The sequence below is a fragment of the Cytophaga sp. genome, assembly GCF_051961495.1.
In the GTDB taxonomy this organism is placed as follows: Bacteria; Bacteroidota; Bacteroidia; order Cytophagales; family Cytophagaceae; genus Cytophaga.
Genome location: NZ_JBQCDF010000241.1, coordinates 1 through 12,403, shown reverse-complemented (window position 1 = coordinate 12,403; position 12,403 = coordinate 1). Strand labels below are relative to the sequence as shown.

At 41.9% G+C, this 12,403-nt stretch carries 9 protein-coding genes and 1 pseudogene; 1 reads left to right on the top strand and 9 read right to left on the bottom strand.

The genetic code is table 11. The annotated features are described in order from the left end of the window. The 7 genes and pseudogenes from ACTHJT_RS13260 to ACTHJT_RS13230 form a co-directional block, all read right to left on the bottom strand. Nucleotides 1–3,261, bottom strand: a pseudogene (locus ACTHJT_RS13260) (gliding motility-associated C-terminal domain-containing protein); the annotation flags it as partial. Between the two features lie 341 nt (nucleotides 3,262–3,602). Continuing rightward, entirely contained in the window at nucleotides 3,603–5,837 is a 2,235-nt protein-coding gene (locus tag ACTHJT_RS13255) for a helix-turn-helix domain-containing protein (protein ID WP_440238937.1), read from the bottom strand. 186 nt (nucleotides 5,838–6,023) lie between these two features. Beyond that, nucleotides 6,024–6,932 carry an FKBP-type peptidyl-prolyl cis-trans isomerase gene (locus ACTHJT_RS13250; RefSeq protein ID WP_440238935.1) on the bottom strand — a complete coding sequence of 303 codons (909 nt, stop codon included), beginning with the start codon at nucleotides 6,930–6,932 and terminating at the stop codon, nucleotides 6,024–6,026. A 6-nt stretch (nucleotides 6,933–6,938) separates the two neighbouring features. After that, nucleotides 6,939–7,877 carry an FKBP-type peptidyl-prolyl cis-trans isomerase gene (locus ACTHJT_RS13245; protein ID WP_440238933.1) on the bottom strand — a complete coding sequence of 313 codons (939 nt, stop codon included), beginning with the start codon at nucleotides 7,875–7,877 and terminating at the stop codon, nucleotides 6,939–6,941. Nucleotides 7,878–7,887: 10 nt separating this feature from the next. Beyond that, nucleotides 7,888–8,814 (bottom strand): FKBP-type peptidyl-prolyl cis-trans isomerase, encoded by a 927-nt coding sequence (locus tag ACTHJT_RS13240; protein WP_440238930.1) that lies wholly within the window; start codon nucleotides 8,812–8,814, stop codon nucleotides 7,888–7,890. 4 nt (nucleotides 8,815–8,818) lie between these two features. Next, entirely contained in the window at nucleotides 8,819–9,700 is an 882-nt protein-coding gene (locus ACTHJT_RS13235) for an FKBP-type peptidyl-prolyl cis-trans isomerase (protein WP_440238928.1), read from the bottom strand. Next, nucleotides 9,694–10,734, bottom strand: coding sequence for a DHH family phosphoesterase (locus ACTHJT_RS13230; protein ID WP_440238926.1), 1,041 nt, complete (start codon nucleotides 10,732–10,734; stop codon nucleotides 9,694–9,696). Before ACTHJT_RS13230 ends, ACTHJT_RS13235 begins: the two co-directional genes overlap by 7 nt. A 151-nt stretch (nucleotides 10,735–10,885) precedes the next feature. Here ACTHJT_RS13230 and ACTHJT_RS13225 point away from each other — a divergent pair, with 151 nt between their 5' ends. Continuing rightward, the gene (locus tag ACTHJT_RS13225) at nucleotides 10,886–11,305 is read left to right on the top strand and encodes a nucleoside-diphosphate kinase (RefSeq protein WP_440238923.1); all 420 of its coding nucleotides are present in this window, start codon (nucleotides 10,886–10,888) and stop codon (nucleotides 11,303–11,305) included. Between the two features lie 58 nt (nucleotides 11,306–11,363). On the opposite strand, the gene ACTHJT_RS13220 is transcribed toward ACTHJT_RS13225, so the two are convergent. Then, nucleotides 11,364–12,029, bottom strand: a complete 666-nt coding sequence (locus ACTHJT_RS13220; RefSeq protein WP_440238921.1) for a YiiX family permuted papain-like enzyme — start codon at nucleotides 12,027–12,029, stop codon at nucleotides 11,364–11,366. 56 nt (nucleotides 12,030–12,085) lie between these two features. Beyond that, nucleotides 12,086–12,403 (bottom strand): hypothetical protein (locus ACTHJT_RS13215; protein WP_440238920.1); only part of this gene is annotated, 318 nt, incomplete at its 5' end.

The window sequence follows — 12,403 nt, the reverse complement described above, 5'->3', positions numbered from 1 at the left end:
TGTTAAACCCACGCATACATTTAATGTACCGGTGATTGTCGGAACAGCATTTACTGTTACCGTTGCTGTTTTGATACAGCCTGAACTTGTCTTGTAGGTAATAACGCTGGTTCCTGCGGAAACGCCTGTTACTACACCGGTGTTGCTTACTGTAGCTACGGAAGTTGTTGCTGATGACCATGGGGTTGTTGCATCCGGAGTACCTGAACCGGTTAAGGTGGTGGTTGAGCCTGCGCAAACACTTAGTGTACCCGTGATCGTTGGATTGGCATTTACCGTTACCGTTGCTGTTTGTGTACAGCCGGCACTTGTTTTATAAGTAATAACGCTGGTTCCTGCAAGAACGCCTGTTACCACACCGGTGTTGCTCACCGTTGCTACGGAAGTTGTTGCAGAAGTCCATGGTGTAGTTGCATGGGGTGTGCCGGAACCGGTTAAGGTGGTTGTTAGGCCCTCACAAACATTTAATGTACCTGTGATTGTTGGCGTCGGGCTCACATTGATAACCACGGTTGCTTCCGTGTAACAGGATGAGTTGCCTGTGTTACCGTCTTCCACACGAAGTACATAAGTACCTGCATCTGCAATCAGACCGGTAATGCCGGCATAGCTTGGGATCGCAATTGTACCTGGATAAGAACCAGGGTTTGTCAGTGCAGTTGGTGCTACCAGCACTCCTGAACCTGTACCTACTGTTTTAATCCAGGAATAGGTAAAGTTTGTGTTTTGTGGTGCTGCCGGTACTGTTGATGAACCTGTTAATGTCTGTGCTGTACCTTCGCAAATTGTTGTTGGCGTAGCTGCCGGTACTGTGATTGTTACCGCTGTTGGTTTAGAACATGGCGGACATACCTTAGATAATACAACTGGTACTCTACCGCAAGGATAGTAATTGTTTGAGATTCTCCAGTTGAAGGCAGTACCGCTGTTAGTATTAAGTCCGCTGTCGTGTCTTCCGTTTGTAATTGTTAATGCTGCTTTACCCGAATTTTCAACAGCCGGATAAGTGTAACAGCTATACACTGCAACTTCTGAACTCGGGCTGTTAACTTGTAACCAATATGTTCCCGGTGCAATTGCATAATTAATCGCTATAGCTTTAGCAATACCATAGGTATTATTGACAGGAACAGGTATTGAAGTGTTCAAACTGGTGAATACTGCCGCCCCGGGCGCACCTGCTGCATCGGCATAAATAGTAGCGCTAAGGTTTACACTTCCGGTAGCATTATTGTTGTTGTATAATTGAACCTGAATGCTTTCCAACGTACCTGCCGTTGAGATGGTGAATTTCTGATACGTTCTGTTCGGATTTTCGTGTGTCGGTGGCGCGCATGGGGCCGTTGGCACCGCAGCTCCCGAATAAGATGATATATCATCCACCCATAAACGTATATGCGTAGCATCTACAACTTCAGCATTTGAAATTGCTGTTGTAAATGAGCTGGTTGTTGTTGTATTTAATTTTGTGCCGGCAGTCTGGACGTTATACCAGTTGTAAGATCCCGTTCCGGTAACAGAGAATGTGGCATTGCCTGAACAATAAGTACCAGTGTTCGCTGTATAAGGAGGCATAATCTGTGTGAATGTCATATCATCCTGTGCATCCGGATAAACGCTGCAGCCAGCGTTTGTTCCTACATAGGAAACTACAACAATGTATTTGTCAACAGCTGTAGCCGTATACGTAAGGTTCGAAGCTATACTTGCCAATCCCTGCTGAACAATATTTGCCGGGGCCACACTTCCTTTATACCACGTAACCTGATAGCTGGCACCAAGGCCTGTATTCGGTACAAAGCCTGAGTTTAATACCATAGAGAATGTCGGACAAACATTTGAGTTCGCATAAGACAAACTCGCCGTTGGCACAGGATCTCTTAACGAACAACCTGTAGGAGGTGTAATTTTAGTGGCATAAGCCTGATCTACTGTACTTCCGATACCTAACTGGCCAAAGTTGTTACAACCCCAGGCATACAAATCATTGTTCGCTGTACCATAAAAACCCCAGGTATCACCTCTGTTAATTAATGTAACGTTGTTGTGAACTTGTCCCGGAGCATATTGAATATAACTTGGAGGAATTCCGGCTGTAGCGTTTGTTGCACCGGTACCTGTCATACCACCATTGGTACACATACCTGTACCGCCCCAGGCTACCGGCTTACCGTCAACTGTTACGGCCATACCGTAACCTTGTCCGCCACCAATTGCTTTTGCTAATAAATACGTTCCGTCATTACTTGCCCCGGTTGTTGTTCCTGCGATTACTTTTCTTGGATCTGAACCTGTGTAATTGATTGTTGTATTACCGGTAGAGTTATTCCAACCACCATTACCCCAAGACCATACATAGCCATTCACATCCAGCGCGATACCAAATACGTCACCCGCCTGTAGCTGGGTAATATTGTTCATCTGCCCACCAGTCGCGTAATATACAGGTCTTGCATAGCTGTCCTGTACTGTAGCGCCAGAAGCCGGGTTACTTGTACCAGCGGCATCTCTACCCAATGTACCGTTCAGACCATTACCCCATGAATATACAGTACCAACACCATCACCATCCGGATCAACCAGTGCGTATGCCACGTTATCACCCGCGAATATCTGAGTTACACCTGTCAACGGAGTGCCCGGACCCGTTAAAACATAATTTGCAATTGATGCATCCGTCGTTGTTCCATTACCAAGCTGTCCAGCCTGAGCACCTGAATTCGCTCCCCAGGAAACCATCTTGCCGTCATTCAAAATAGCAAATGAGTTCACAGTTCCTGAATAAACAACTGCCGCATTAATCAAAACGTTACCAGCACCTCTGTTTGCTGCTGCGACTGAAGTGCTCGCAATAACTCTTGTAGGAATTGTGACAACGCCACCGGAAGTGTTATTTCCGATCTGCCCGCTACCGTTCACCCCCCAGGCCCAAACATCACCTGTACATGCCAGGACAACAAAGTGTGACCCCGAACCGGAGTTGATTTGTTTTACATCCGGAGCAGAAGCTACACCATTGAATTTAGTGATAGCAGTAGGAGTAGTAATAGGATCTGTAGTGATAAGGGCACCACCCGCATCGTGAAGACCTAACTGACCTGCAGAATTACTTCCCCAGACAAAGGCTGTCTTGTTCTCACAAACGAAACTGGATACCGTGTTACCACCCGAAATAACCAGATCTCTCTGAGCGAAGGCGCCTGTTGCGAAAAAAATACCCGCAAACACAATTGCCCATTTGGTAAGTTTTGATTTTAACATAAGTAAATCAATTTAATATTTAGCGCTTTTTTAAAGTCAATTCAATGGTATTTAACCACGAATTTACACTAATTTTTGCAGATAACGATATGTGCATAAAAAAAGTTGAACTGATTTTTACTTTTTTTATGAATAAATTGTATTTCTGATAGAATTAGTTTGTCTTTCCTTATATACAGTTCACTTATAAAAGGTAACAAGTGCGGATATCTTTTTTTAAAAAGGGTCGACCATCTCCTGTTTTTTAAAATAATACATTGTTAATTAGTAAATTACATACAATTGAATTTAACCGATCCAGGCATGTTTTCTCCCTGCCTCTTATATAAAATCCAGTACAACTATTTTTCAGTTTTTTCGTTTATCAACCTGTAATATTCCATTACAGCCCGGATTTGCCCATAACTTATTGATTCGTCCAGTTGTTCTTTAACTGTTTTGGCAGATAAAGTACCTATCTGATCCAGTACAGCGGTTATTTTTTGTTCAATTCCCGGCTCCACCAGTTGTCCGATCTGAACTTCCCCCGTCTTTAAAAATGAACACAAATGGCTTTCAATCGTTGATATTGCATAATTGCGTTCCTCTGCAATTTGCTGAATCGTTTTACCTGTTTGAAACATTTCCAGGCTAATGCGGTGACTTTCGCCCTTTTTCTGCTTTTCAGGCTTCTCTTCTTCCTTAGGTTGTTCTGTTACAATTTCCTTTTTGCCTTTTTCAAGCAGCTCTTTTATATCAGTACCTGCCAGCAAACCTTCCGCATATTGTCTCGCTTGCTCTATCTTAGATTGCTGACGCTTAATAAATTGCAATAATAACTCAGTATCCTTGATGTATTTTTTGGTTTTTTTCTTCGGCCGCATTTCCGAAATATGTTCAGATAAACGCTCCACACATTCTTCTGAAATTCTCTTGCCAAAATATGCCGCGGCATTTGTAACCCGCTGATGTAAATATGAGTAGCCTTCCTTTTCAACCGTAGGTAAAATTCTGTCCAGTTCATTTCTGAACTTTAAACCTACTTTATGCAGATCCGACAATGTATCATGAACAGCTTTAAGACATTCTACAGCTTTCTGCTGGTCTGTTATCTGGCGTTCTCCGGCAAATAGGTACTGTTCGTAGCTTTCCTGCACAAGATCATCAAACTGAAATGCTTTTTTTACAGAATTAGCCAGATACTTTTGCTGCTGAACTTTCAGCAGGGATTGCAATGCTCCGGCAGGGTGAGCCATTTCAAGGTATTTTAAGATACGCTCATCTACCCGGATGCTTCCGGCTGTAATTTTAGAATACAGGACCAATTCTTTGGTTGTCGTCAACCTGCTTAAAGCCACATATACCTGACCGGCTGCGAACGAATCACCGGCGTCAATAATGGCGCGGTCGAAGGTCAAACCCTGGCTTTTGTGAATGGTAATTGCCCAGGCCAGCCTTAAAGGAAACTGCACAAATGACCCAAGTTCTTCTTCTTCAATGGAGTCCTTTTCTTTGTTTGCCTGATAGCGGATATTTTTCCAGGTTTCGCGTTCAACTTTCATTTCATCTGCACCGGAAACCGGTTTCACCAGAATATACTCCTCTTCCAGTTCGGATACGACTGCAAGCATGCCGTTGTAAAACTTCCGGTTTTCACCTTTATCATTTTTAATAAACATCACCTGCGCTCCTACTTTCAGGTGCAGCTGCAATTCAACCGGATAACTGCGTTCACTGAATTCTCCCGAGATGAGGGCCTTGTATTTTTTTTCTTCTGTTTTTAATTTATTGAGCTGGAAACGATTGATGGTTTCGGCTTTATCATTATGCGTCGTTAAAGTAATATAGGCTTCGTTGACAGCCGGCCGGAACATGGGATCGTAATAGGTATTCAAATGTTCCAAATCTGAAGGGTGCGCAGCATTAATACGTATGCGGTTCAGAATATCCAGAAACAATCCATCCTTCTGGCGGTAGGTTTTCTGCAATTCTATAACCAATGGGTTAAGCTCTTTCAGTGCCAGCGCTTCAAAAAAGAACGGACTGTCGTAATACATTTGCATGACATTCCATTCTTCGTTGCGGACAACCGGCGGTAATTGATACAGGTCGCCTATAAAAACCATTTGTAAACCGCCGAATGGATTTTCATTTCCTCTGTAATGCCGCAGAATTGTGTCAATCGCATCCAGCAGGTCGGCCCGCACCATGGATACTTCATCAATAATCAATACTTCCAGCTCTTTGATCACATCTATTTTTGCTGTACTTAAATGAGTAGATGAAAAAAGTGTTCTCTGGTCGCAAAAATTTTGTTCCTGCTGAAAGGCAGGCGCAGCAACAGTTGGTAAAAATGGTTTGAAAGGTAATTGAAAAAGTGAGTGCAGTGTAACGCCGCCTGCATGAATGGCGGCAACACCTGTAGGTGCTGCCACGGCCAGTTTTTTAGGCGTATGCTCACGCAGCTGTTTCAAAAAAGTAGTTTTGCCCGTTCCCGCTTTGCCGGTAACAAATATGGATTTGCCGGTATGTGCCACAAACTGGCATGCCATATCAAACGGCACGTTGGTGTCGGATTGTTCAATCGTTGAATTCATATTAATTTTTTAGCCGGAGTGAAAAACCAAAGGTAATGAAAAAGTATGGAGTACTAAGTATATAGTACAGAGTACTTAGTGCTTTTTTACTATTGATAAATTTCTTCAGATTCCATGTTTTCTTAAACGGAAATGGGGTTCGCTAATCAGCAAACCCCATTTGTACTTAATACTCTGTACTCTGTACTATTTTATATCTATCAGCTCAACTTCGAAGATTAGTATTGAATTCGGAGGAATGCTGCCGGCACGCTGCTCTCCATAGCCCCGATAAGAAGGAATGTATAAAACACCTTTCTCGCCTTTGCGCATCAATGGAATCCCTTCATCCCAGCCTTCAATAACCTGGCCCTGGCCAATGATAAAATCAAACGGGCTGTCGCCAACGGAACTATCGAAGATTTCTCCATTCAGCAATTGCCCGGTATAATGAACCGATACTTTATTTCCTTTTTTTGGTTTCGGCCCTGTACCTGCCTTGGTTACCTGGTAATACACGCCTGTTGCTGTATCCAGCGTTGCTACGATATTGTTGGTTTTTATATACGATGCCAACGCTGCATCTTCATCTGCTTTATTCTTTTTTGCCATTTCTTCCTGTTGTTTAAAATAATCAGCCATTGTCATTACATCATGCATCTTTACTTCAAAGCGTACAAAACTTCCCTTTTCAATATATGAAGGCAATGGCTCTTTGATTCCTTTTTTAAAAAGTGTATCTGCAGAAACCCAGAACGCACAACTGTCGCCTTTTGACATCATTCCCAGCCCTTCTTCAAAAGATCCTGCGTACGATGGTTTTTGCACGGTGGTAATAATCATTCTGTTTTCATTTACGCTGCTACGCAATATCGAATCTTTATTGGTATACAACGTGAAGTGTAATTTTATTACTTCCCCAATGGCAGCATTTTTACCTGCTTCGTTGATGCGATATTTGTATGCCAGGCCGGAAGGGGTATACGAAACATCTTTTTCCTTGAATAAAGATGCTTTAGACGGTGTCTTTTCTTTTTTCTTTACCGTTGCCTCCTGGGCAAACACTGTGCTGCCGCACATCATCAGAAAAGCAAGTGCTGTTATTGAATGTTTCATTTCAGATTATTTCACTTCTACTTCAAACAGTAACGGAGCATCCGGAGGAATGACCCCTCCTGCTCCCCTTGAACCATAGCCTAAACGTGAAGGGATCAATATTAGTGCTTTTTCGCCGTGTTTTAATTTTAAAAAACCTTCATCCCAGCCACGGATCACCTGCTGCTGACCCACAACAAAAGTGAAATATTGTCCGGCGGGAGAACGGTCAAATTCCATTCCACCATCAAGGAGCGTTCCTATGTATGAGGCATCAATCGATTCGCCAGACTGAACAAACCGGCTTTCGGTTGTGTTTGATTTCAATTTTACGACATAGGCACCGCCAGGTGTTGCTTCACCTTTCAGCTTGTGTGTTGCCAGGTACTGTTGAATCATTGCGCTGTCCCGTGAAAATATTTCTGCGTCATTTTGGGCACTCGCTGCTTCCTGCGCGGCTTGCTGAGCAGCATATGCTGCCGTAACCGAATCTACAAAATGTTTGGAATAGACCTTGTCCATTTTAACAATCACTTTCATTTTACTGCCGGAGGCAACATGAGCCGGAAGCGGCTGCTGGAATGTTTTTAAGTATAAGGTATCTGCATTTAATAAGAAGATTGCACTATCGCCTTCTGTAAGCAGTAAGAAACCTTCTTCCATACTTGGCTTATGTGTAACAGCCGGTGTAGGGATACCTACAGGACGTGCTTCCTTGAATTGATTTTCAAGAATTGAATCTTTCTCTGTCTTCAGCTGAAACCAGAACGAAAAGAAGCCGCCCGTTTCGGGATAGTTTGTTCCTGCAGAATCTTTTACAATTCTGTATTCGAGTCCGCTCGCTGTTTTTGAATACGTAGTCGCTGGTTGTTTTGCTCCCTTTGTTGCTTTTGAGCTTTTCTTCTGTGCCTGCACGGTTATCGCGCAGATAGAAAAGAGCATAAGAAAAATAATTCTTTGTTTCATATGTGTTATTTTATTTTACTTCTACTTCGAATATTAATGGTGAATCTGGAGGAATTGTTCCTGCACTACTGTCGCCGTATGCCAGGCGGGATGGAATTAAGATCAGTGCTTTTTCACCATGTTTTAACTTCCGAAAAGCCTCATCCCAGCCACGGATCACTTCACCAACGCCGACCGTAAATTTAAAATATTTTCCTTCCGGGGATCTGTCAAACTCTGTGCCGTTAATTAGCAAAGTGCCGACATATGTTGTTTCAATGCTTTCCCCTATATTAATAAAACGGGCCTTGGCAGCATCATTATTCTTTAGCTTAACGACATATGCCCCGCCACTGGTAGCTTCTCCTTTAAGTTGATGTTTGATCAGATAACGCTGAATTAATAAACTATCCCGTTTAAATATTTCAACTTCTTTAGAAAGTTTTTCATTTACTCTCGCCTGCTGATCTGACTTTAAAGAATCAACAAAGTGCCTGGTGTACACGTTGTCCATTTTGATGATCATCTTAACATGACTTGTTCCGTTAAGAAAATCCGGTTTTTGTGTGCCAAACGAATTTATATAAAGAGAGTCTGCATCTAATAAAAATTCTGCGCTATCGCCTGCTGTCAATAACATCAAACCTTCTTCTATATCCGCCTCATGCCTGACCTTTGTAACAGGTACAGCTGCCGGATGCGGATCACCAAACAGCGTTGTTATAATTGAATCATTTTGGGTTCTGATTTCAAACCAAAAACTAATAAAACCTCCCACTTCCGGAAAATTTCCTCCGACGGAGTCTTTTATAATTCTGTATTGTAATCCGCTGGTTGTTGTAGAATAACTGATTGTTGCCGGCTTATCTTCTGCCTTTTGAACTGAATGATTTTTCTTTTGCGCCTGTACAGTTATACAGGCACAAAAGAAAATCAGAAAAATAATTTTTTGCTTCATTGGGTTATTTCACCTCTACTTCAAATAATAAAGGTGTATTTGGTGGAATTTTTCCTCCTGCACCACGGTCTCCGTAAGCTAAGCGCGAAGGAACCAGGATCAGAGCCTTTTCGCCATGTTTTAATTTCTGGAATGCCTGATCCCAACCCGGAATTACTTGCTGCACACCAACGGTAAACTTAAAGTATTCGTCTCCTGATTTGTCAAACTCTGTACCATCCGTTAATAGCTTGCCCAGATACTTGGTTTCAACGGCTTCACCAGAAGAAATAAATAAATCTGTTGAAGTGTTTTTCTTTAGTTTAACAACATAAGCGCCGCCTATTGTCGATTCACCTTTTAATTTGTGCTTTTTCAGGTATTCCTGGATGATTATGCTGTCTTTCTTGTAAACTTCAGCCTGCATAGCTTCAAACTCTGCCATTTGCTGAGCCTGAACAGCTCTTGCTGAATCAACAAAATGTTTGGAATATACTTTTACTACTTTAATGATCATTTTAACCGTACTTCCTTCTTTCAGGAAGCTTGGTCTTTGTGCACCGTAAGAATTGATATACAACGAGTCTGCATTCAGTAAAAATTCAGCGCTATCGCCTTCAGTCAATAACATCAAGCCTTCTTCAATGCTTGGTTTATGTTTAATTTCCATAATTGGCGCGGCCGCGGGGCGCACGTCTCCGAATTGCGAATCGATGATTGAATCCTTGTCGTTTCTGACTTCAAACCAAAATGCAATAAAGCCGCCTAATTCCGGATAATCTTCGCCGGTAGAGTCCTTTACAATTTTATATTCCAAACCGCTTTCGGTCTTTTTATATTTATTGCAAGATGTAACAGATGCCAGCATTAATGCTCCCGCCAGCAGGGATAAACTTTTCTTTAACATAGAAATTTTTCTTTACGTAGGTTTTCGAGTAATTCTTCTTTATAACTAGCCACAATTTCGCGGAAGTTGCGTACTGTTTCAGACAGCGATTTCAGCGATCTTCCGCCGGAAGCGTTTTTATGTCCCCCGCCTTCAAAATGTGTGCGTGCGAATTCATTTACATTAAAATCTCCTTTCGAGCGGAAAGAGATTTTCACACCATCTTCACGCTCAATGATCATGGCAGCAAAAACTACTTTGTCTATTGAAAGTGCGTAATTCACCAGGCCTTCCGTATCTCCTGTCTTCGCATCAAAGCGTTTCAGTTCTTCTGCGCTCAGATACATGAAGGCTGTATAACAATCGGCCAGTACAACTAATTTTTCTGACAAACAAAAGCCCAGCAAGCGCAGGCGTTCTTCTGAATTGGTGTCAAAGATCAGGCGATGTACCCGGGAAGAATCAAGGTTCCAGGAGTAAAGGTCTGAAATGATTAAGTGAACTTTCTTATCTGTATTTGAATGACGAAAAGAACCGGTGTCTGTCATGATTCCTGCATAGATACATTCTGCAATGTATGTATCCATCAGGTTTCTGCCGTCCAGGCCAATGATCAGTTCATAGATCAATACCCCCGTAGCCGCAGCTTTTGTATCTGAAATAGAGATATCCGCAAAATCCTGTGGTTCCAGGTGATGGTCTACAAGTACTTTGATTGCTTTCGACTGACCAACAAGATTTCCAAGCTCATTGATTCTTCCCAATGCATTAAAGTCCAAACAGAAAATAAGATCTGCTGCTTCAATGTATAATGCTGAACGTTCTTCATTCCCCTCATTGTAAATCCACACGGCATCATTACCCGACATCCAATCCAGGAAAGACGGATAATCTGAAGGTACAATTACCTGCACTTGATGATTCAGTTTTTTTAAAAATCGGGCTAAAGCCAACGACGAGCCAAGCGCATCTGCATCTGGCTTGTGATGTGTCGTTATAACAATTTTCTTAGGGGTTTCTAAGAGGGGCTTTAATTGGTTCAGCTGTTGCTGCATCTACGGTTATCTCAATTAATTTGATGGGATTGGCAAAGGTCAAAAGAAATACTAGAAAAAACAACCGGTTTGTTCAGCATTTTATGAATTAAGGGTATAGAATATCAAGTATTTATTTATTTTTGTTCATCAATAAAACTAAAGTGCAATTATGGCGGGTAACAGAACATTTTCAATGATTAAACCGGATGCTGTTCGGGATGGACATAGCGGAAGCATATTAAAAATGATTGAGGCGGCAGGTTTTAGAATTGTATCCATTAAACTCGTACACCTTACGTCAGAAAAAGCCGGCGAATTTTACAGCGTACATACAGGCAAACCATTTTACGACAGTTTGAAGTCTATTATGTCTGAAAGTCCGATTATAGCGCTGATCCTGGAGAAGGAAAATGCAGTGGAAGACTTTAGAAAATTTATTGGCTCAACCAATCCTGCAAATGCCGATGAAGGAACCGTGCGGAAATTGTTTGCAAAATCATTGGAACGTAATGCAGTGCATGGATCCGACTCTGATGAGAATGCTAAAATTGAAGGTGATTTCTTTTTCAGCAACCTCGAAAAATTTTAAAACGAAAAAACTGCTCCTGAACGGGAGCAGTTTTCTTTTTAATACACCCATCAGGAAATTATTTTTTTTCTACCACATACAACAAAGCGGAGTTTGACAGGTCTGAAGGAGCTACCACGTTTTCTTCCAGTGGAGGATTATTTCCATAACGCTGTTTCATGATGGCTTTTACTTCGGGAGAGCTCAAGTCAAAATCTTTCATCTTCCGTAATGCACACAGCTCAACACCATAGCAACGTTTATACATCTTCCATACCAGCTCTGAACAATACAGCTGATCATCGCTCCAGTTAAAGTACAGATCATAATGTACGCCCAGGAATTTTTTCGCAACGGTTTTTGAAACTTCAATTTCAGAATCAAGAATTTCTGTCTTTCTGTTCTTCAGACGCATCAAGGTATAATGGCTGCCGGTTCCATGAGCGATCCATTCCTGCACGGGTGTTATACGTACTGGTTCAACGGCTTCCAATACAACGGGCTTGCCATTTACCCATGTAATCATGCCTACATGGCTGTATTCTGAATGAGTGGCAAGCTTAACAGCTTTGCATTGCTGTGATTGTGAGGTCTGAAAAATAATATCGCCTTCCATAAAAGCAGAATCTGGCTGGTTTTTATAGCCAGCCAGATTCTTTGTTGCCTTTACGCTGTTTCTTGCCAGGCCATAAATAGATGCTCCTACCAGCATTACAAGACCAAATATTAAAACTATTTTTTTCATATAACCATTAACGTTCTTTTGAAAGGCATGGTATGAAACAGGGCGTTTTATGAAGATTATTTCTTTAATACAATTTTCACCTGAGTCATTTCATACATTATATCATAATACTTCACCATAGAAGCAAATTCTGTAGCCGTAAAGTCTGTCTTTTTAATGTCGCGTGTTACGGTAAGCACAACGGTATTGCCTTCTACTTTTAAAGAAGACTGCATCGAAACAAAATTGTCAGAGAAAGATTTGTTAGCGCTTTCAAGTAAGGAAGCTTTGTAGCCTTCCGGAATTTCCAGTATAATGGTTGCTGTTTTAGTGGTAGCTACATCCAAAGAGCCGCTGTAATTTCTTTTTTTGAAATCTTCCTGCACCTTGTCATA

Excerpts from the sequence above, each read along its gene's own strand:
- ACTHJT_RS13235 (WP_440238928.1), bottom strand. The coding sequence starts at position 9,700 with ATGTTAAAGAAAAGTTTATCCCTGCTGGCGGGAGCATTAATGCTGGCA.
- ACTHJT_RS13220 (WP_440238921.1), bottom strand. The coding sequence starts at position 12,029 with ATGAAAAAAATAGTTTTAATATTTGGTCTTGTAATGCTGGTAGGAGCA.
- ACTHJT_RS13225 (WP_440238923.1), top strand. The coding sequence starts at position 10,886 with ATGGCGGGTAACAGAACATTTTCAATGATTAAACCGGATGCTGTTCGG.
- ACTHJT_RS13250 (WP_440238935.1), bottom strand. The coding sequence starts at position 6,932 with ATGAAACATTCAATAACAGCACTTGCTTTTCTGATGATGTGCGGCAGC.
- ACTHJT_RS13230 (WP_440238926.1), bottom strand. The coding sequence starts at position 10,734 with ATGCAGCAACAGCTGAACCAATTAAAGCCCCTCTTAGAAACCCCTAAG.
- ACTHJT_RS13240 (WP_440238930.1), bottom strand. The coding sequence starts at position 8,814 with ATGAAGCAAAAAATTATTTTTCTGATTTTCTTTTGTGCCTGTATAACT.
- ACTHJT_RS13255 (WP_440238937.1), bottom strand. The coding sequence starts at position 5,837 with ATGAATTCAACGATTGAACAATCCGACACCAACGTGCCGTTTGATATG.
- ACTHJT_RS13245 (WP_440238933.1), bottom strand. The coding sequence starts at position 7,877 with ATGAAACAAAGAATTATTTTTCTTATGCTCTTTTCTATCTGCGCGATA.